Below are 22,056 nucleotides of genomic sequence, written 5' to 3' on the forward strand. Positions count from 1 at the left end.
AAAATAGGGAATTCCAATATGATATTAGGGAAAAACCTTATTAAAATATAATTTATAATTGTATTTTTGCAATATGAGAAAGTATTTCAATGAAAAGAATAAAAATAAAGAGGAAAGAGGTATGAGAAAGAATATATTTGTAATAGCTGTTATCATGTCATTACCACTTTTTGTAAATGCTCAAGTTGACGATGTGTATTTTATACCTAAGAAAAATTCTAGGGATAAAATAACAAATCGTTCAGCTAATAAAGACGTTGGTCGCACAACTTATTATAGTGGTAGTAATAGAGATGTTGATGAATATAATAGAAGAGGAAATTCTTGGACGCATTATCAACAAATGGGTGTAGATGGAAAAGGACGTAAGGTGATGTCTATGCGTAAAGGATATGGTACTTATCCCGATTCAATGTATCTTGACACTGTATTTGTTGAACGCAATAGAAGAGCATATGATAACGATGAAGATTATCGTATGACACGTCGTATACACCGTTTTTATGGTTATTATGATCCATGGTACGATGATTTTGCCTATGCTTACGGACCTTATTGGGGTAGCAGTTGGGCTTGGTATGATCCATGGTATAATCCTTGGTATGGCGGATATTATGGATATATGGGTTTAGCAAGTTGGCATTATCCTTGGTATTATGGTGGAATAGGTCATTATTATAATTGGGCTTGGTATAGTCCTTATCGTTATTATGGTTGGAATGACTATTATGGATGGGAACGTTCTGGATATATAGCACAACGAGGACATACAGGAACATTACAATATTATGATCGTTCTAATTACGGAGGACGTTCGGGAAGACGCTCATCTACCTACACTCCTTCATCTTCTTATAACAGAGAAAGAAATTACACTCCAAGTAATATAACATTTGGTAATGGACGTAATTCTTCACCATCTCGCTCATATAGCGAAAGTTCATTCGGTGGAAGTGGATTTGGAGGTACTCGAAGTGGTGGATCTTTTAACTCTGGAGGTGGATTCGGAGGTGGAAGAAGCGGTGGCTCTATGGGTGGAGGAGGCACAACTGGAGGCTTTGGAAATGGTGGAAGACGTTAGAGTTAAATATAAAGTAGGAGAGTAGAGAGTAACTTCTTATAAGAACTCGAATTGTTATATTCTTATCTTTTATATAAAAGATGACCAAGATAACTACTCTTTTCAAAAGAAATTTAATGATAATACAAACAAATAGGATATGAAAAAGAAAGCTTTTTTCTTAGCTGCAATGAGTGTTTTTACACTTCCTATGCTTGCGCAAGAGACTTATGAAAATACTAAGCTTATAGATAATGACTTAAACGGAACTGCTCGTTATGTTGGAATGGGTGGTGCAATGGATGCTTTAGGTGCAGACTTAACCACTATGGGAACCAACCCTGCAGGTATGGGATTGTATCGAAGTTCTGCTATTGCAGTATCAGGTGGACTCTTATCTCAATCTGGTGCAAAGGCTATTAATGGCGCAAGTACAAGGCGCTTCAGCTTAGACCAAATTGGGGGGGTATATAGTATGCGTGGTTCTAATAACTCTATAATGAATGTCGGTATTAATTATAGAAAGACAAAGAACTTTAATTATATCCTATCTGCAGTAAACTCACTTAGTGGTTCTTCTCAAAATAAGTTGTCATACGGGAAAGCTATTGGTGGACAAGATGTTAATGGTCTTTCAACTTGGAATTTAAAAGAGGAAAACTCAAGATTTAGAGGAACAGCTCCTTTTACAAGTCAGCTAGATAACCTATATTATAATACTTTAGTTGTTGATCCTGAAACAAAGAATGTTGTCTATAATGAAGCTGATGCTTTTGATATGAATCGAGTAAACAAAGGTTATATTGGGGAATTCGACTTTAACTTAAGCGGAAACTTAAATGACCGAGTGTATTTGGGTGTTACCTTTGGCTTGAAAGATGTTCATTATGATGGCGAAAGTATCTATAAAGAGGTGTTAAATAGCGTTTCTGGCTCTATTGTTGGGGATGTTTATGTTAATGATCTTCGTAAGATTACAGGTACAGGATTTGATATTAAGGCGGGAGTTATAGTCCGCCCATTCGAAAATTCACCTTTCAGAGTAGGTCTTTCTGTAGCAAGTCCAACTTGGTATGACTTAACAACCTCTAATGTTACACAGTTAGTAAACAATACTACTATTTCAGGCTTAAATAAAGAAGCAAGAGCTTCAGAAGCTCTTAGCTATAAAGTGTACACTCCTTGGAAGTTTGGTTTGAGCTTAGGCCACACCATTGGTAATAGTGTAGCATTGGGTGTAGTTTACGAATATTCTGATTATAATAACTTAGACTCACGTATAAATGATGATGGAATGTACTATGATGCTTATACAAACTCGTATTATACTTCAAGTTATTCTGATAAAGTGATGAATGTGCATACAAAACAAACATTAAAAGGTGTGTCTACATTAAAGCTTGGTGCTGAGGTTAAGGTGTCTCCAGAGATTTCTATTCGTGCTGGTTATAACTATGTTTCAAGCTTATATAATAAAAATGGCTTTAAGAATGGTGGACTTGACTCTTATGGATCAAACTATAGCTCTGCTACAGATTATGTAAACTGGGGTGCAACTAATAGACTTACACTAGGAGTTGGATATGCAGTGAAGAAATTTACAGTAGATTTGGCTTATCAATATAGTGGTACAAAGGGTGATTTCTATCCTTTTATGAGATTTGATGTAGATAGATATGATGGTAAAGATGCTATCACTAACGATATTATTTCTGAGCATATCTCAGGAGGAACAACTTTAACAAAGGTTACTAACAATAGTCACCATGTGTTGCTAACTTTAGGATATCGTTTTTAAAACACTATTATTGGAGAATAGATAAAAGGGAATAATCAAATGAGGATTATTCCTTTTCTTTTTTATGATACATTTCATTGTGCCTTATTTGGATTGTATTGCTTCAATGTTTGTTACCAATAACGTCTTGTCTTGTACGCAGAATGTAATGGCATGCTTTTGAAACTCAAAGCAATAATCTTTTTGATTGTCTTTATGATAGTGTGGGCGAGGATCTAACTGTAAGATAGATGTTAGGCTATCGAAATCTATATCTTTATAGTTTTCTTTCAAATCATCTGCATATTCCACCTTTATATATTGTATTGGGTTGGTATCAACGAATCCACTTCGAGCATCAGGGTGTGAGTCTGCATACTTAATGTAAGGTTTTATGTCATAAATAGGAGTGTTATTAATAAGGTCTGCTCCAAAGACTTCAATTGTAAGAAGTCCTTTTTTATTGATGCATATCCTACTTATTTTTACAGAAGAAAGTCCCAATCCATTTGGTCGGAAAGGAGAACGAGTTGCAAAAACGCCCATTCTTATATTACCACCTAATAACGGTGGACGAACAGTTGTGCCTTGGAAATTTTCTTTGTTGGCAGAGAATCCCCATATTATCCATAGATAGTCGAATTCTTCTAGTCCTTTAATAATTTCCATATTGCTATATTCTTTCTCAAAAACAATAGTTCCTTGTAGTGTGTTAACAAGTCCACTTTGCTTTGGAACACCAAATTTTTCTTTAAATGGAGAGCAGAAGTGTGCAATAGGTTTAATTATTTTATTTTCCATTTGGGGATGTATTATAACTATAGAACTATTTTTGGGGGGCGTCACTAGAGTTGATTGCTCTCTTTTTATGCTTATTTCCAAATAAATCACTCCAGCGATTGAACTCCTTCTTAATCAAAAGTCCAATTCCTTGCGTAGTTAAGCTATTCTTGGTGAAGTATCTATCGTTGGTTTGATTATAGATATTTACAGAGAATCCGCCTTTAGGAGTTAGTAAATAACGAATATTAAAGTCACCAATAAAGTTCGTTGTACTATTTATATTGTCTCTATATCCAAACTGACCATTAATGAGTAGTCGGTCGTTAAATAGTTTTCCACTCAATAATCCTTCATATTCTGCATTGTTCCAACCATTATTCCCTGTCGAAATATTTGCTCCAAAACTCCAATTAGAACTATTGATAACAGAATTAAGCACAGAATTTATTTGTTGACTAATGGTTCCACTGAGAATACTTTGCATGGCAAGAGATGCCTGACTTTGATGTTCTATGTTGTTATTGTTGGGTTCATTTGTTGTCTTGGTATAGAATCTACCTATTGCAAGCAAATATAAGACCTGCTGATTCATTTCCTCTTCTCCGTTGATAAGACTGAATACCATTTGTTTAATATCGCTATTAATGGTTGGCATATCGAGTCCAAAGTCGATTTTAGGGCTCTCTGGAGTACCCGAGATATTCATTAAACAATTAACTTTGATATTATTTGAAGAGAAGGAACGTCCCAGTTTAAGTTCAGACAAACTAACACTATTGAGCGTATATACAGCCTTTAAGTTTAGAGCAGCAGCAAAAGGATCACCTCCAAAGCTGATAATTCCACCAGGTTGAAAGGTAAACTCTCTTTTAATAACATTCTGAATGGTTAGTTTATAGATTCCCTCTTGAACAAGATAATTACCAAATAATTCAAAAGCTCCTTTGTTATAATAAGATGCTCTCAATCCACCTTCACCTTTTAACATAATGTAATCTCCACTATTACTATCCATAATGAGTTTTACTGAAGCATCTGTTGTGCAGTTGATTGCAAAGTTTATATGAATATTAGTGGGTATTTCTTTAGGGTTAAAGATTTCTTCTTTGTAGATATTTCTATTTTTTGTAGCAATAGAATCACCCTCAATTTCAAGCCTATCCTTATAAGTTTTCCAATGAATAAAACTATTGTCATTCAACGAATTTTTGTTAGAAACATTGTAAACAAATATAGAACCTTTTTCTGTAGTTCCAGTTACATCAATAGTAACGTCTCCATTTTTATCCTTAATATCGCACTCTCCTGTTATAAAAGCAGTTCCATAGAACGTATTATCTCCGAAAGAATGTGTGTCGTATGCAAGTAGTTTTTTTGCCTTTATACCAATGTTATAAGTAAGATTCGTGAGATTTTTATGATAAAGTGTTCCATTTACGATTCCGATATTGCCATTTCTGTCGTAAATAGTGTCTTTCTCAAACTTAATTTCGTTAGGAATAAAGGTAATAATATCATTTTTTAGATAATAAGTTGTATTTAAACTTGTGATATCTAAACTACCATTTGCTTCAATTTTCCCAGTTAAATTCAACATATTTAGAGGTCCGGAAAGCTTCACAGAGCCCTTTCCTGTGGCATTTATATTCTTCATAAAGGACTTAGTGAAACTCTGTACAAATGCCAAATTGCTATTATGAGCATTGATGTCTAAATCAATATAATTGCGTTTAGGAGACACATAGCCTTCAATAAGTGTTTTTTTATCATCTTCTTCATTTGCAATAGCGTTAATATCGATTTGTTCTTCTTTTGAATTCCATAGAATATTAGCAGATAAAGTCCCCATAGAACCATTTTCGAAAGTAAACTTTTTGACATCACATGTGGCAGAACCTTCTGGATTAGGAGATAGTGCACCGCTTATAAAGGCATGTCCAGTGGCTTGACCTCCAAATCTAACAGCTGTGAAGTTTATAAAGTTCAAAATATAATCAACATCAATATCGTTAAAATTAACTTGCAAAGATTCGTCTAAGCTCTTTGTTGCATTTCCGTTTATGTTGAGATATTGCTCCTTATGACATATCTTAAAGTTGTTAATATTGAGTAAGTCTTTACTATAATTGAGGGTAGAAGGCTCAACGGTCCAAATGCTATCGCCAATCATAATTGTTGAAGGCTTTATATTTATAGAAGCGGTTGATATACCATTACTATTCATTAAAAAGTGTGTATCTGCATTGATTTCACCTTTAAGTTTTTTATCTTGGTTGTTATTAAAAGAAAGTAGGGTGCTTAGTTTGTTGTGTGTAGCAATAGCATTTAAGCCCAAATCTAATTTCGTTCCTTGAGAATTGACACTTGATATATTTGTTTTGACGCATAAAGAATCACCTGGAGAAGTGATGTTTAGCCAGCCTTCTTGATACTCTTTTCCAGCATAAACAAAGTTATTGGCAGTGAGAATGAGGTCGATATCTTGCTCTTTGTCGTTTACTTTTGCCGCAATAGTTATAGGATGAGTTACATCTAAAGGAATATTAAAGAAGTGATTGAGCCAGTCTGCCTTATATAATGTGGCATTCATGGTAAAATTATTCTTTGTAATGTCTTTAGATTTTGGAAGTCCTGGTATGGTAGAAAGGCGGCTATTGATGAGATTTAGGATACTATGATATAATGTCTGGTATTGATAAAACCCTTCTATTTGAGCGTCCGCAAAGTCAGAATGCAGATTAACCATATGAATATTACCATTGTTTTGCGCAGTGATATTGAATTCTTTGAGTGCATAATTTAACTTGTCAGATACCATTTTAAAGTCTTTAAGATCAATTCTACCATTGAGAGAATTTATGTCTTTTCCCGTGAAATTAGTAGAAAGAACAAAGCTAAAGTTCGTTTGTGGATAGTTATTGGTTATCTTTAGAGCATTGATATTAACCTGGTAGGCCTTAGCTTCGATATTAGCCGTAAAATTTTTAGGGTTGATATTCATTCTACCCTCAATGTCTATATTGCCATTGGGGTCGTTCAACGCAAGCATTCCATAAATGATATCTTTTTCATAAGAGCCATTTATGGTGATGTTTTTATAAGAATAATTGCTGTAATCGAATAGAGGTACAATACCTTTTAGGGTTATCTTACTAAGTTTGTTGTTGTTGATTATTCCATTAAAGTCTAACTTCAAAGATATATTTCCAAATCTTTTGTTTTCTGTAAGTTCTTTAATATTAATGTTACTAGAATTGATGTGTCCATTAATCTCCTTTCTATGGAGACCTAAGTCTAATTGGAGATTACCAATATTTGTCTTTATAAATGCTCGAGTTGATAATTCTTTTCCATATCCACCCACTTCTCCTGTATAAGAAATTGTACCAAGTTGGGAGAGCCAATGAGGCTGTTCCTTTTGAGATGTTATAAGCTTATGAATATAGCCAATGTGGGGTTGGGTGGCTATTAATTGCGGAATACTAATAAACCATTTAGGCTTTTTGAATCCACCTTTCACAAATATACCTGTTTTAAGCTTTAATCCGCCATCAGAAGAGTGTAGAGTAAAGTCCTTAATATTGAGAGATGTAGAGGTTCCTTCAAAAGAAAAAGATCCGATATAATGATTAGTTATCTTACTTAATGTATTCTTGAAAGTACTTAAATCATAAGGATTTATATCAATCTTGTTAAATTTTCCATTGAAAGTGAGTGAAGGTAGTTCAAGACTCTTATTTTTAATGCGGTAAAAGGCAATTATACTATCGGCTTGAATTGTGGAGTTTAATAATTGAATTTGCAGCTTTTTAAGTCTCGCACTTTGTTTTCCAGCATCTAAACTTAATTGAATATTTTTGAGGTTTATACCACTTTCTTCTTTTAACGTTAGTCGTTTTATATTGATGTTTATAGAATCATTGGTAAGAGCATTAAGTATAATATGTCCGCTTAGATTATTAATGTTGATATGACTTGTATTAAATGTCTTTGGAGTATGAGGTATATTGAGAACGTTATAACACACTTTCCCATTTCGAATGATAATAGAATTGATTTTTAGGTATAGAGGAGTTTCATTTAAAGTGTCTTTAGACGCAAGACTATCTAAAACGAATTGAAAGTTAGCTTTTGCAGTGTTGTTCTTTTTATATATGTTAAATTTAGATCCAAATAGTTGTATTGATGAGATGATAAGCTTTCTCTTAAAAATAGATAAAGGATTAACCTTTACAGAAAGGCGTGATGCTTTAAGGAGGAATTGTTGCTTTTGGTCTTTAATGTAAAAATTATCAATAATGATTCTATTAAAGAATCCAAGGTCAATTCTTGTTACAACAACTTCTGTTCCTAATTTTTTACTAACCGCTTGAGCGATAGTTGAGCCAATAAAAGATTGTACTATTGGTATGTGCAATAGTATTACTGAAAGTATATATAGTCCAACTAACGACCATATTACAGTGTTTGTTATTTTTTTTAGACGTCTCAACCTGTTTAAAGAACTAAAAGCATGCACAAAATTACAATAATTATGTAGGAAATAGGAATAAAAGAGCTGTTTTCTTTCATTCCTATTTCTTTTTTTAGTAAATTTGCACAGCCTATAAAGAGTTATTAATATATTATATTTGGTATTCTCTTTTCTAAAGGAAGAATTGATTTGATAAACTTTTAGTCTATTAGTTATATAAATTTTATGGCAAATGTAATTAAGTTACGTAAGGGCTTAGACATAAACCTAAAAGGCAAAGCGAAGGAAAGAAAAGATGTTTTGGAGATAAAAGGCGAATATGCCCTTGCTCCAAGCAGTTTTATTGGCGTACGTCCAAAAGTAGTTGTGCGAGAAGGTGATAATGTTAAGGTTGGAGATCCTTTATTTGTGAACAAAGATTTTGAAGATGTTGTATTTACTTCTCCAGTAAGTGGAACGATAAAAGAAATCGTTCGAGGAGACAGACGTAAGGTTCTTTACGTTAAAGTTCTTGCTTCTGAAGCGCAGGAGTATAAAGAATTTGAGGTAAAAGGACATTCGAACTTCTCAGATGACGAGTTACTTACACTTTTATCTTCAGCAGGATTGTTGGGTTATATTACCCAATTACCTTATGGCGTGTCAACAAATACATCAGTAAAGCCTAAATCTATTTTTGTTTCTGCATTCAGAGATATGCCTCTTTCTGCAGACTTTGAATTTGAATTGAAAGGTAATGAGAAAGAGTTTCAAAGTGGATTAACAGCTCTTTCACGTGTGGCAAAAACATATTTAGGTATTGGATGTAATCAAACAAGTGAAGCTTTACTAGATGCAAAAGATGTTGAAGTAAACGTTTTTGATGGTCCTTGTCCTGCAGGTAATGCTTCTATTCAAGTGAATCATCTTGATCCTGTGAATAAAGGAGAAGTTGTTTGGATGGTAGATCCAATGGTAGTGATTTTTATTGGTCGTTTATTGAATAAAGGAACGCTTGATTTTACTCGCTTAGTTGCAGTTGCTGGTAGTATGATAAACGAACCTTCTTATGTTGAAACAATAGTTGGAACTCCTTTTTCTGCTATTTTAAAGGATAGAATAGTTAAAGAACAACATGTCAGAATAATTGATGGTAATCCGCTAACTGGTTTGAAGAGCAGTGAAGAAGGTTATCTTGGAGCATTCTCTTCTGAAGTAACAGTAATCCCAGAAGGGGATGATAATAACGAAATGTTTGGTTGGATACTTCCTCGTTTCAATCAATATTCTGCTAATAGAAGCTATTTTTCTTGGTTATTAGGAAAGAAAGAGTATGATTTAGATAGTAGAATAAAGGGCGGAGAGCGTCATATGATCATGAGTGGAGAGTATGATAGGGTTCTTCCTATGGATATTTTTGGAGAGTATCTTATAAAAGCTATCATTGCAGAAGATATAGATAAGATGGAACAACTTGGTATATACGAAGTAACTCCACAAGATTTTGCACTTGCAGAGTTTGTTGATTCATCTAAACTAGAACTTCAATCAATTGTTCGTAAGGGGTTAGATATGCTCCGAAAGGAAAACGCTTAAACCTTATTGTTAATAAAATTAGATTGTTTTATAATTAATATATTCTTATGTCTTTAAGAAATTATCTAGATAAGATAAAGCCTGCTTTTGAGAAAGAAGGTAAACTTCATGCTTTCAAAAGTGTTTTTGAAGGATTGGAAACATTCCTATATGTTCCGAGTGAGACTTCAAAAACTGGTGTTCATATTCATGATTCAATTGATTCAAAGCGAATCATGAGTTTTGTAGTGATTGCACTTCTTCCTGCATTATTATTTGGAATGTATAACGTTGGTTATTTCAATTATACATTATCAAATACTTATAATGATGCAAGTTTCTTCGAAGTCTTCTTCTATGGCTTTCTAGCTGTAATTCCAAAGCTAATTGTAAGTTATGCAGTTGGATTGGGAATAGAGTTTGCTTGGGCGCAATGGAAGAATGAGGAGATACAAGAAGGATTCCTAGTTACAGGTATATTGGTTCCTTTAATTGTTCCAGTTAACTGTCCATTATGGACTCTTGCAATTGCAACAGCATTCTCTGTAATCATTTGTAAAGAGATATTTGGAGGAACAGGAATGAATATTTTCAACGTAGCGTTATGTATTCGTGCGTTCTTATTCTTCTCTTATCCTTCAACAATGACAGGAGATAGCGTTTGGGTATCTACCAATTCAATCTTAGGAGTAGGTAATAACCTTCCTGATTCGTTTACAGCTGCAACTCCTTTAGGTGAGTTAGCACAGCATACACCTATCACTTATTCGATATCTGATATGATTGTAGGATTCATTCCTGGCTCTATTGGGGAAACAAGTGTTATTGCAATTGCAATAGGTGCTATTATATTATTGTGGACAGGTATTGCAAGTTGGAAAACAATGTTTAGTGTTTTCTTCGGAGGTATTGTGATGTCACTTCTTTTCAAGTCTTTAGGTATGACTTCAATAGAGTGGTATGAGCACCTAATCTTAGGTGGATTCTGCTTCGGAGCTGTATTTATGGCAACTGATCCCGTTACATCTGCACGAACAGAGACCGGTAAATACATCTTTGGTTTTATGATTGGAGCAATGACAATCATTATTCGTGTTATGAATCCAGGTTACCCTGAGGGAATGATGCTTTCTATTTTATTCGGAAATATGTTTGCTCCTCTAATTGACTATTGCGTAGTTCAACGTAATATTAATAAGAGAATGAAACGTTTAAACATAAAGAAATAAAGACATGGCAGAAGGAAATAAAAAGAGATTTGATACCAATTCAAACTCATATATTATTATATATTCTACAGTTCTTGTAGTTGTAGTAGCTTTCTTGTTGGCTCTTGTCTTCCAAGTATTTAAGTCGCGACAAGATGCTAATGAGGCATTAGATAAGAAAAAGCAGATTCTTAATTCGCTAAATATACGTAATCTCTCAGATGAAGAGACCAACAAAGCATATCATGATATCGTGTTGGGGGATAAGGTGATTGATACAAATGCTAAGGTAATTAGCAATGGCGAGCAAGGAGGAGTAAAAGATGGTTTCAAACTTACTGGAGATGATTTCAAAAATGGTAAGCTTGCTCTTTTCGATTGTAATGTAAATGGTAAGAAAGTTTATGTTATTCCTGTATATGGTATGGGACTTTGGGGACCAATTAATGGTTATATTGCTGTAAATGATGATAAATCAACCATTTATGGCGTATATTTCAACCACGCAAGTGAGACAGCTGGACTTGGAGCTGAAATCAAAGACAACGCTAATTGGCAAGCTCTATTTAAGACTAAACATATCTTTGCGAATGATAGAAATACCGTAGCGTTATCTATTTCAAAGAAGATTGAACCAGAAAAGCAAGCAAATCAGGTTGATGCTGTTACAGGAGCTACCTTAACAATGAATGGTGTTACAGAAATGCTTCATAAAGGTTTAGGAGCGTATATTAAGTTCTTTAATGATAAAAAATAATAGATCATGTCATTATTTTCAAAACAAAACAAAGAAGTTCTATTCACACCGCTTAACCTAGATAATCCGATCTTGGTTCAGGTGTTGGGTATTTGTAGTGCTTTGGCTGTAACATCACAGTTAAAACCCGCTATTGTTATGGGATTAGCTGTTACAATCATCACAGCATTCTCAAACGTAATTATTTCAATAATGCGCAATACCATTCCTACACGAATAAGAATTATTGTTCAATTGGTGGTAGTTGCTGCACTTGTTACAATTGTAAGTCAAGTTTTAAAAGCATTTGTTTACGACGTGAGTGTTGCTCTTTCAGTATATGTTGGATTGATTATTACCAATTGTATCCTTATGGGGCGACTCGAAGCTTTCGCAATGATGAATAAACCTTGGCCTAGTTTCCTAGATGGAATAGGAAATGGATTAGGGTATGCTTTGATCTTAGTAATCGTTGGAGGTTTCCGTGAATTCTTTGGAAGAGGCTCTTTGTTAGGCTTCCAAATTATTCCGCAAGGAGTGTATGATGCAGGTTATTTAAATAATGGTATGATGACAATGCCCGCAATGGCATTGATACTTCTAGGAGTAGTTATTTGGGTTCATCGTGCTTATTTTGATAAAGGAAGAAAGTAAAATGGAACATTTAATAAGTTTATTCTTTAGATCTATCTTCGTCGATAATATGATCTTCGCATTCTTTTTAGGAATGTGTTCATTCTTAGCAGTATCGAAGAACGTAAAAACTTCATTAGGATTAGGTCTTGCAGTTACATTTGTGTTGTTTGTAACATTGCCAATTAACTATTTATTGCAAACTAAAGTATTAGGTCCTGACTTGCTTATTGAAGGAGCAGACTTAAGCTATTTAAGTTTTATTCTCTTCATTGCAGTTATTGCAGGTATCACTCAATTGGTAGAAATGGCAGTAGAAAAGTATTCACCGTCATTATATGCAGCTCTAGGAATATTCCTTCCTTTGATTGCAGTAAACTGTGCTATCATGGGAGCATCATTATTTATGCAACAAAGAGTGAATATGGATGCATCAAATACTCAAGCTATTAAGAGCGTAGCAGATAGTATCGTGTATGCTATTGGCAGTGGAATTGGTTGGACAATTGCGATTACTTCTATGGGAGCTATTCGTGAAAAGATGCAATATAGCGATGTACCTAAACCCTTACAAGGACTTGGAATTACTTTCATTACCGTAGGTTTGATGGCATTAGCAATGATGTGTTTTAGTGGAATTAAGATTTAATTAAAAGAAGAAGAAAACTAATAAGTTATGAGTCAAAGTTTTATTATTGTTAGCATTATTGTCTTTTTGGTTATTATTCTTCTATTAGTTGTTGTCTTATTGATAGCAAAGAAGTTCTTATCACCAAGTGGTAATGTCAAAATAAACATTAATGGAGAAAAGGATTTGTCAGTAGAACAGGGTAATTCTGTAATGAATACACTGAATGAAAATGGTATATTCCTTCCTTCTGCGTGTGGAGGTAAAGCTAGTTGTGGACAATGTAAGCTTCAAGTTGTTGAGGGCGGAGGAGAGATTCTCGATTCTGAACGTTCTCATTTCACACGTAAAGAAATTAAAGATAATTGGCGCTTAGGTTGTCAATGCAAAGTAAAGGGAGACTTAAAGGTTAAAGTTCCTGAGAGTGTTATGGGTGTAAAAGAGTGGGAGTGCACTGTCATTTCGAATAAAAACGTAAGTTCTTTCATCAAAGAATTTATTGTTGAGCTTCCACCAGGAGAACACATGGACTTTATTCCAGGTTCTTATGCACAGATAAAGATTCCAGCTTACGATTGCATTGATTATGATAAAGATTTTGATAAGAAAGATATCGGAGAAGATTACGTGCCTGTTTGGGAAAACTTTAATATCTTCTCTTTGAAAGCACATAATCCAGAAGATACTGTAAGAGCATATTCTATGGCGAACTATCCTGCTGAAGGTGATCGTATAACTCTTACGGTTCGTATTGCAACAACACCATTTAAGCCACGTCCAGAAGTAGGCTTCCAAGATGTACCAACAGGTATTGCAAGTTCTTATATCTTCTCTCGTAAGCCCGGAGATAAGGTTCTTATGAGTGGGCCCTATGGTGATTTCCATCCTATTTTCAACTCAAAGAAAGAGATGATATGGGTTGGTGGTGGAGCAGGTATGGCTCCTTTACGTGCTCAAATTATGCATATGCTTAAGACATTGCATACCCGTGATCGTGAAATGCACTATTTCTATGGTGCTCGTTCATTAAGTGAAGCATTCTTCTTAGAGGACTTCCATGCTCTAGAAAAGGAATATCCTAACTTCCATTTCCATTTAGCTTTAGATCGTCCAGACCCTAAGGCAGATGAAGTTGGAGTTCCTTATACTGCAGGATTTGTACACCAAGTGATGTACGAAACATATCTTAAAGATCACGATGCACCTGAAGACATTGAATATTATATGTGTGGTCCTGGTCCAATGTCTAAGGCAGTACAAGATATGTTGTATAGTATTGGTGTTGAACCTGAAAGCATTATGTTCGATAACTTTGGTTAATTAAAAGCAAAAAGGAATCTTATTTATTAGATAAATGAGTGTTATTGTTCACGAAAAGTACGATATTTATTATAAGTAATTTTTACTATAATAAATATCGTACTTTTTTATGTTTTTATTCTTTATTAGAAGTATTGTTTCCTATAGTGCAAATATTATCATAGTTTTGTATATCCTATAGATAGTACGCTTATTTTGATATCTTTTATTTTGCCTAATTCTCTTCCACAGGCTGCAATGGTAGCTCCAGTGGTAACTATGTCGTCTACAATAAGAATATGTTTTCCTTCGAGTTTGTTTGTCTTTTGAAGAATAAAAGAATCTTCAACATTTATTATTCGTTCTAGTCTATCATTTTTTGTCTGACTAGTTGTAAACCTCTTACGTGCTATTACATTAGTTCTTAAAGGTATTGAGGTTACTTTGGAAATACCTTTGGCAATCATCTCACTTTGATTATAACCACGTTTTTTCAGTCTTTCTTTTGTGAGTGGAATAGGAATGATATACGAAATACCTTCAAAGAAGTCTTTTTCTTGAAACTCGTGTGCTATAAATCGTCCTAACTCTTCTCCTAAATCAGGGCGATTGAAATATTTTAAGAGCTGAATAGGTCTACTAACTTTGGAACCTGTTTCATAGTAAAACAATGCAGCAGCCCGCTCAATGGGGAATCTTGCCCAAAAGGTTTTAGCCATATTGTTATCGTATGGATTAAGAATATGGTTGGTTCTAGGTAGCGTTAAATTACAAACCTCACATATAAATGTATCGTTGTGATTAACTCTATTCTCGCAGATTATGCATGTTTTGGGCGCAATGAGATTAAAAAGGCAACTTATTAGGTGTAGCATATAAATAAAAAGAAGGGACATCTATCTTTTAATAGTTATCCCTTCCTTGTCTAATTCAAATTATGTTTACTTATTTTTCGATATAAGTATTATTCGTTGATTGCTGCAACTCCTGGAAGAATCTTACCTTCGATAGCTTCAAGCATAGCACCACCACCTGTTGAAACGTAAGAAACTTTCTCTGCAAGTCCAAACTTATTAACAGCTGCAACAGAGTCTCCACCACCAACTAGAGAGAATGCACCATTCTCTTGTGTTGCTTGTGCAACGTATTTAGCGATTTCGCCTGTTCCGTGTGCAAAGTTTTCAAATTCGAAAACACCTACAGGACCATTCCAAAGGATAGTCTTAGAATTAAGAATAATTTCTTTCCAATGTACTAAAGATTCTTCAGAAGCGTCCATTCCTTCCCATCCTGCAGGAATATCAAAGATGTCTACAACCTTGCGATTAGCATCGTTTGAGAAGCTATCTGCAGCAACTGTAGCTGTAGAAAGTGAAAGGTTAACACCTTTTTCTTTAGCAGCCTTCATTACATTAAGTGCTTCTGGCATCAAATCATCTTCATGAAGAGATTCTCCAATGTTACCACCTTGTGCCTTAATGAATGTGTAACCCATTCCACCACCAATGATAAGATTATCTACTTTGTCTAGCAAATTTTTGATAACAGCAAGCTTAGAGCTTACTTTAGAGCCACCAATAATAGCTGTGAAAGGATGTTGGGCGTTCATTAAAACGTTGTCGATTGCTGTTACTTCTTTTTCCATTAGGAAACCTAACATCTTTGAATCTTTATCAAAGTAGTCTGCAATTACAGCTGTAGAAGCGTGTCTTCTGTGAGCAGTTCCGAAAGCATCATTAACATAAACGTCTGCATATGAAGCAAGAGTCTTAGCAAACTCCTTTTGACGTTCTTTCATTTCCTTCTTTGCTTCGTCGTATTTTGGGTCCTCTTTATCAATGCCAACGGGCTTACCTTCTTCTTCTGGATAGAAGCGAAGGTTCTCTAATAATAAAGCTTCTCCGTACTTTAAGTCTGCAGCTTCTTGTGCAGCCTTACCGCAATCATTTGCAAATTTAACTTCAACACCAAGTGCATCAGAAACGTTTTTCACAATTTGGCTAAGAGAAAGTTCTGCTTTTACCTTTCCTTTGGGTTTGCCCATGTGGCTCATCATGATAAGGGCACCACCATCATTCAATACCTTTTTAAGTGTAGGAAGTGCACCACGAATTCTTGTTTCATCTGTAACATGTCCTTCTTTATCAAGAGGAACGTTGAAATCTACACGCACAATTGCTTTTTTACCAGCAAAGTTGAAATCATTGATTTTCATTGTTTATATTTTTTATTTATTTAATAATACTAAATTTATAACGCAAATATAGCAAAAAAAACTGATAAAGGGGTTATTTCACATATAATTTTGCTGTTTTTTGTTTTCTGTTGGCACAAAAGAAAAATATCTTCTCTATTAGAACTCTTTTTCTTATTTTGAAGATGTGTTTTCTGAATAAATAGTAGTGTCTTTAATGCCAGCTTCTTGTAATGCTTCTTTGCGTTCAATGCATGTACCACATACGCCACAATGATGTTCTTCTCCTTTATAACAGCTCCAGGTTTCAGCAAAATTAATGTCTAATTTTTTACCAATTTTTGCAATATCGCCTTTTGTTATATGAGTATAAGGTGCTTCTATAGTGATGTTTACAAATGTTCCTGCTTGCGAAGCCAGGTTCATTGCCTCGATAAAATCGTTTCTACAATCAGGATAAATAGTGTGATCTCCGCCATGATTGGCAATGAGCACCTTTTTTAACCCGTTGCTTTCTGCTATTCCAATGGCAATAGAAAGCATGATACCATTTCTAAAAGGTACAACGGTTGATTTCATATTGTCGCTTGCATAGTGGCCTTCAGGTATCTTTTCGGCACCTTCTAGTAGACTACTTTTAAAATACTGATGCATGAAATCTAAATCAATAGTGATATGTTGAATACCTAAATGCTCACAATGCATTTTAGCAAAGGGTATCTCTTTGTTGTTATGATTACTGCCATAGTTAAACGAAATGCCTAAAGCTATCTCGTCTTTCTTATCATAGAGTAGGGTGATAGAATCCATTCCACCACTTACTATAATAATAGAATCCTTCATATTGATATATAAGTAAATTATCCAAATAATATTCTTAAAGCCTCTTCTACCTTCTTTACTGGGTGAAGTTGTATAGAATATTTCTTCACATCGAATCCTTGTAGATTATTTTGAGGTATAATCATGTGTGTAAATCCAAGCTTTTCTGCTTCAGAAATGCGTTGCTCTATTCTACTAACCGTGCGTACTTCACCGCTAAGTCCAACCTCTCCAGCCATACACCAACCCACATCTATCGGTGTATCTACATTACTTGATAATACAGACACAATAACACTGAGGTCCATTGCTAAATCGGTTACACGCAAACCACCAGCAATATTAAGGAAAACGTCTTTTTGCATTAGTTTAAATCCCACACGTTTTTCAAGCACAGCCAATAGCATATTGAGCCTACGCTGCTCAAAACCCGTTGCAGAACGCTGTGGAGTTCCATAAGCAGCAGTTGACACTAATGCTTGAGTTTCAAGCATTAAAGGTCGTGCACCCTCAATTGCACAACTGATGGCGACACCTGATAAACCACTAAGATCTTGCGATAAAAGTAGCTCCGATGGATTTTCTACTTGGCGAAGCCCTGTATCTCTCATCTCATATATACCCAGTTCAGAGGTACTTCCGAATCTATTTTTAGTGGCTCTAAGTATTCTATAAATGTGATGTTGGTCACCTTCAAACATAATAACCGTATCAACGATATGCTCAAGTACCTTGGGACCTGCGAAAGTTCCTTCTTTATTGATGTGTCCAATGAGAAGAACTGGCGTGTTAGTTGTCTTTGCAAAACGCAGGAGTTGTGACGAACATTCTCTAACTTGTGTGATACTTCCTGGGCTACTTTCTACTTGTTCGGTAGAAATAGTTTGAATAGAATCTATAATTATCAACTCTGGTTGAATGTTAATGATCTGCTCAAAGATTGTCTCCAATGATGTTTCACATAATATAATAAGGTTATCATGGTCGATAGAAGTTTCCTTTAAGCCTTTAGATAAACGTTCGGCACGCATCTTTAGTTGGTAAGCACTCTCTTCACCGCTTACATATAACACTTTAAGGTGAGACAAAGACAAAAGAGTTTGCATGGTAAGAGTACTCTTTCCAATTCCTGGTTCTCCGCCAAGTAGAGTGATAGACCCCCTTACAAGTCCACCTCCAAGAACACGATTTAGTTCCCCATCGTTCATACTAATGCGTGGCGCTTCGCTTCCCGATATTTCATTTAAGCGCAAAGGCTTATTCTCTTGACTTGCAAGGTGATGTGTGCTACTTGCTATTGTGCTTCTGCTTGTTGCTTTTTTGCTGTTACTTCCGAGCCTAAACTCTTTAAAAGTGTTCCATTCTCCACACGCAGGACACTTGCCAATCCACTTTGCTGAGTCGAAACCACAAGTTGAACAAACATAAGCAATTTTGTCTTTTACCATCTAATTGTTTCTTATATTTTGTTGTTGTCAATTTTCTTTATCTTGCACTAGCAATATTATATAAATAATGTTCCATATTAAGTGCTAGACAAAAGTAGTAATAATTTCTTAGTTAGGAAAATAATTATTACTTTTGCAATACTATGTTATAGTATGAAATGAATACAATTATATGAAAAATATTACCATCTTATTGTTTGCTTTTCTTGTTTTCTTAGGAGGATGTGCAAACAATAGCTCACAAGAACAAAAAAAACAAGAGAAAGAAAAGCAAAGAAAAATGGATTCTTTGGCACTAAAGATAGCTGTAACTCCAACGTTAGACTGTCTGCCTTTATTCATTGCGAAAGAAAGAAAAATGTTCTCTGCAAAAGAACTTGATGTTCGTTTGATGCGGTTTAAGGCAGATATGGATTGTGATACTGCTTTTATTTCGGGAACAGTTGATGGTATGTTTTCAGATCTTGCACGCACAATGCGTATCGAAACCAAAGGTTTACCCGTTCAATATTTATCGGTAACCAATAAATCATGGAAGTTAATAGCTAATAGAATTGCTCGTCTAAAGCACACTTATCAGTTTAATGATAAGATGATTGCAATGACTCGTTATTCTGCAATCGACTATTTAACAACGAAAGTATTCGAGAGTGTAAAGCTAAAAGACCCCTTTTATCGAATTCAGGTGAATGATGTTGCGATACGATTAAAGATGTTAACCAATAATGAATTGGATGCTGCGTGGCTTCCAGAACCACAAGCAACGATGGCATTGCATAGAAAGAATAATTTGTTAAGTGATAGCAGAGATCTTAAAGTTTCGTTAGGTGTGTTGGCATTTAGGAAGAAAAGTTTTTCCATAGAACATAAAAAACAACAAATAAAGGTATTAGCAGAGGTTTATAATGCTGCTTGTGACTCTATAAATAAGAATGGATTATTTGCTTATTCTGCAATTATTAAGAAGTACTGTCATCAATCTGAAGACGTTGCTGCAAGTATAAAATACGATAAATATCAACACATTACCTCTGTAAGTAATGAGTCTAAAGCTTTAATGCAAAAGTATTTAGGCAGTAATTGATAGATATAATAAATAAGAACTTTTATTGTGATACAATCGAAAACATTAAATGAGGTTAAACACCTCATTATTAAAGATAAAAATATTAGTAAAGCCATTGCCTTTCTTCATCAATATCTTTCAAAAAATGACTCTTTCTCGCAGTTAGAACAAGTAGAAGAAATAAAGAAAGAGTATGATTTGATGAAAGAATATATGCTAAAAGGCTATGTAGACGAGCAACGCAATCAACTTTATTCCTCTCTTTTACAAAGGTTATACGTAATAGCTATGAATGCATCAATTGATGTATTCAAAGATAAAAACCTAACTCCTGTAACTAAAGAACCCTCTTTAGGTCAGGATATTTTTGCCTTTGAAGAGATCGAAAAGGCTCTAACGCAGTTTGTACAAGAGGTTACAATGCTTTCGTTAGAGCTAGATTCAAACAAAGCAAGCAAGCAAAAGCAAATATATTCCGAACATTATAATTATCTGTCACGATTATTTAATGCTATTGTTGTGTCGCATCAATGGAGCGAGTCTTTTGCCCTTTCATTTCAAACCCTGTTGCTTTCTCCAACAATAGAAACATCAGATGTTCAACAAATTGTATCTGCAATAACGCTAGGAGCAATGCAAGTGTTTGATCTCAATAAGTTGAAAACATTAGTAGCGTTATATTTAAATGCAGAAGATGAAGAGGTTAAACAACGTGCTTTGGTTGGATTTGCTTTCACTTTACCATCGTTAGAAACCGAATTATATCCCGAAATAAAAGAGATCGTAGATGAGGTAATTGCTAAAAAAGGTGCTAAAGAGCTGTATGAATTGCAACTTCAAGTGTTCTATTGCAAAAATACCGATGCCGATAATGAAGAACTTCAGAAGAATATTCTGCCCAATATCATGGGAAATGACCATTTTTCTTTGAACTCTTCAGATATCATCGACTTGGAAAAAGATAACCTTAAAGATATCTTAGGACAACATTCTAGCGAGCAAGATATTGAGAAGTTAGAGGCAAGTATAGATAAAATGAAAGACATGCAGAAAGCAGGTGCAGATATTTATTTCGGCGGTTTCGCTCGAATGAAAAGCTTCTCTTTCTTCTACAGATTAAATAATTGGTTCACTCCTTTTAGTTTTCATCACCCAGAGGTAGCGTCTTTGGTAGATAAAATAGGAGAGAGTAAGTTTATCAAAGAATTGATGAACAACGGACCTTTTTGCAATTCGGATAAATATTCCTTTACTTTGTCTTTGTCGCAGGTCATCACTTCCTTACCAGCAAACATGAAAGAGATGTTTGAAAACAGCGGAATGTTGCCCGATAATATGATAGTTGGGAATTTAAAATCACCTTCTTATATTCGCAGAACCTATCTGCAAGATTTGTATAGATTTTTCCGTTTGTCTACATTCAAAAATGTATTCTTCAACCCCTTCAATTATAGTCGTTCAGAAAAGCAATTTTTTTTCTTTGTAAATCCATTGCTTTTAGATACTAATTTGAATGCTTTTGCACCTGAATTAGTGCGCTTTTTGATGAAGAAGAAAATGTATAACGAAATACCCTATATTCTTTCTGCTTATGAAAACAGAACAGATAGGGGATTAAAGCACCTTGCTGCGTTGTATTATTTGCAAAAAGGAAGTTATATTTCGGCCAAAGTTTACTATGAAATGCTCTATACCGAAGATTCAAACGACATAAAAGCGTTGCAAGGATTGGCGCAGAGTGAATTGTATCTTGAACACAATAAAAAGGCAATTGAATACTATTCAAAATTACTTCAGCATATTCCAGATAAGTTCTCTTATCAGTTTAATAAAGCAATAGCTCTTCTTAATGAAGGCGAACTCAATGAAGGTATGAATATACTCTTTAAGTTAAATATTGAAAAGTCTGATAATTGGGATGTTAAGCGTGCAATAGCTTGGGGGTATTTGTTGCAGAAACGTGCAGAAGATTCAATAAAAATATATCGCAGTTTGTTTGAATCTAACAACCAAATGATTTCGGATTATTTAAACATGTCTTATGCTTTATGGGCAAATAGCGAAGTGGAAGAAGCGGTGAAGATATTTAAGCAATATATCGAATCATTGAAGTTGGAAAAAGAAGAGGCTCGCATAAAATTGCAAAAAGATTTTGCTAACGATAGAATATTCTTTAAAAACTATCTTTATAGCGACGCCGAATGTAATATTATGCTTGATTTAATCTTCGAAGAATCTGCAAATTAATTACTTTACATTCATTCAATAATAATGAAACATCTCCATTTGGGGATGTTTTTTTATGCCGTAAAGGATACAAACAACGCTAAAAAAATACATAAAAGCAGTGCTATAACAAAATATTGAAGTATCT

16 protein-coding genes are annotated in these 22,056 nt (G+C 34.5%); 10 read left to right on the forward strand and 6 right to left on the reverse strand.

Annotated features, from left to right (window positions below; all coding sequences use genetic code 11):
* Positions 1-121 precede the first annotated feature (121 nt).
* Both HMPREF0669_RS05145 and HMPREF0669_RS05150 read left to right on the forward strand, forming a co-directional pair.
* Positions 122-1,081 carry a hypothetical protein gene (locus HMPREF0669_RS05145; RefSeq protein ID WP_044045719.1) on the forward strand — a complete coding sequence of 320 codons (960 nt, stop codon included), beginning with the start codon at positions 122-124 and terminating at the stop codon, positions 1,079-1,081.
* A 139-nt stretch (positions 1,082-1,220) separates the two neighbouring features.
* Positions 1,221-2,858, forward strand: coding sequence for an OmpP1/FadL family transporter (locus HMPREF0669_RS05150; protein ID WP_020967199.1), 1,638 nt, complete (start codon positions 1,221-1,223; stop codon positions 2,856-2,858).
* Between the two features lie 84 nt (positions 2,859-2,942).
* On the opposite strand, the gene tsaA is transcribed toward HMPREF0669_RS05150, so the two are convergent.
* Positions 2,943-3,638 carry a tRNA (N6-threonylcarbamoyladenosine(37)-N6)-methyltransferase TrmO gene (gene tsaA, locus HMPREF0669_RS05155; RefSeq protein ID WP_009227468.1) on the reverse strand — a complete coding sequence of 232 codons (696 nt, stop codon included), beginning with the start codon at positions 3,636-3,638 and terminating at the stop codon, positions 2,943-2,945.
* A 25-nt stretch (positions 3,639-3,663) separates the two neighbouring features.
* On the reverse strand, positions 3,664-8,112 hold the full coding sequence (locus HMPREF0669_RS05160; RefSeq protein WP_232236475.1) for a translocation/assembly module TamB domain-containing protein: 4,449 nt from the start codon (positions 8,110-8,112) through the stop codon (positions 3,664-3,666).
* A gap of 207 nt (positions 8,113-8,319) precedes the next feature.
* Here HMPREF0669_RS05160 and HMPREF0669_RS05165 point away from each other — a divergent pair, with 207 nt between their 5' ends.
* From HMPREF0669_RS05165 to nqrF, 6 genes are read left to right on the forward strand one after another with little or no spacing between them, the layout of a single operon-like run.
* A complete protein-coding gene (locus HMPREF0669_RS05165; protein ID WP_009227470.1) occupies positions 8,320-9,669 on the forward strand; it encodes a Na(+)-translocating NADH-quinone reductase subunit A in 1,350 nt (449 codons plus the stop codon).
* A gap of 47 nt (positions 9,670-9,716) precedes the next feature.
* Complete coding sequence (locus HMPREF0669_RS05170; RefSeq protein ID WP_009227471.1) at positions 9,717-10,877, forward strand: NADH:ubiquinone reductase (Na(+)-transporting) subunit B; 1,161 nt, start codon at positions 9,717-9,719, stop codon at positions 10,875-10,877.
* Positions 10,878-10,881: 4 nt separating this feature from the next.
* Complete coding sequence (nqrC, locus tag HMPREF0669_RS05175) at positions 10,882-11,613, forward strand: NADH:ubiquinone reductase (Na(+)-transporting) subunit C (RefSeq protein ID WP_009227472.1); 732 nt, start codon at positions 10,882-10,884, stop codon at positions 11,611-11,613.
* A 6-nt stretch (positions 11,614-11,619) separates the two neighbouring features.
* Positions 11,620-12,246 carry an NADH:ubiquinone reductase (Na(+)-transporting) subunit D gene (locus tag HMPREF0669_RS05180; protein WP_009227473.1) on the forward strand — a complete coding sequence of 209 codons (627 nt, stop codon included), beginning with the start codon at positions 11,620-11,622 and terminating at the stop codon, positions 12,244-12,246.
* A 1-nt stretch (position 12,247) separates the two neighbouring features.
* A complete protein-coding gene (nqrE, locus tag HMPREF0669_RS05185; protein ID WP_009227474.1) occupies positions 12,248-12,874 on the forward strand; it encodes an NADH:ubiquinone reductase (Na(+)-transporting) subunit E in 627 nt (208 codons plus the stop codon).
* Between the two features lie 27 nt (positions 12,875-12,901).
* Complete coding sequence (nqrF, locus tag HMPREF0669_RS05190; protein WP_009227475.1) at positions 12,902-14,173, forward strand: NADH:ubiquinone reductase (Na(+)-transporting) subunit F; 1,272 nt, start codon at positions 12,902-12,904, stop codon at positions 14,171-14,173.
* Positions 14,174-14,331: 158 nt separating this feature from the next.
* Here nqrF and HMPREF0669_RS05195 read toward each other — a convergent pair whose 3' ends face one another.
* The 4 genes from HMPREF0669_RS05195 to radA form a co-directional block, all read right to left on the reverse strand.
* Positions 14,332-14,871 (reverse strand): ComF family protein, encoded by a 540-nt coding sequence (locus tag HMPREF0669_RS05195; protein ID WP_198024633.1) that lies wholly within the window; start codon positions 14,869-14,871, stop codon positions 14,332-14,334.
* A 245-nt stretch (positions 14,872-15,116) separates the two neighbouring features.
* The gene (pgk, locus tag HMPREF0669_RS05200; RefSeq protein WP_009227477.1) at positions 15,117-16,367 is read right to left on the reverse strand and encodes a phosphoglycerate kinase; all 1,251 of its coding nucleotides are present in this window, start codon (positions 16,365-16,367) and stop codon (positions 15,117-15,119) included.
* 153 nt (positions 16,368-16,520) lie between these two features.
* Positions 16,521-17,189 (reverse strand): 7-cyano-7-deazaguanine synthase QueC, encoded by a 669-nt coding sequence (gene queC / locus HMPREF0669_RS05205; protein WP_009227478.1) that lies wholly within the window; start codon positions 17,187-17,189, stop codon positions 16,521-16,523.
* A gap of 17 nt (positions 17,190-17,206) precedes the next feature.
* Positions 17,207-18,616: a DNA repair protein RadA gene (gene radA, locus HMPREF0669_RS05210; protein ID WP_009227479.1), complete on the reverse strand. Its 1,410-nt coding sequence runs from the start codon at positions 18,614-18,616 to the stop codon at positions 17,207-17,209.
* Positions 18,617-18,788: 172 nt separating this feature from the next.
* Between radA and HMPREF0669_RS05215 the strand changes: the two genes are divergently transcribed.
* Together HMPREF0669_RS05215 and HMPREF0669_RS05220 are read left to right on the forward strand one after the other, a co-directional pair.
* A complete protein-coding gene (locus tag HMPREF0669_RS05215) occupies positions 18,789-19,700 on the forward strand; it encodes an ABC transporter substrate-binding protein (RefSeq protein ID WP_009227480.1) in 912 nt (303 codons plus the stop codon).
* A gap of 27 nt (positions 19,701-19,727) precedes the next feature.
* Positions 19,728-21,929 (forward strand): tetratricopeptide repeat protein, encoded by a 2,202-nt coding sequence (locus HMPREF0669_RS05220; RefSeq protein ID WP_009227481.1) that lies wholly within the window; start codon positions 19,728-19,730, stop codon positions 21,927-21,929.
* Positions 21,930-22,056 lie beyond the last annotated feature (127 nt).

Origin of the sequence: Prevotella sp. oral taxon 299 str. F0039, from assembly GCF_000163055.2 — a bacterium.
GTDB lineage: Bacteria > Bacteroidota > Bacteroidia > Bacteroidales > Bacteroidaceae > Prevotella.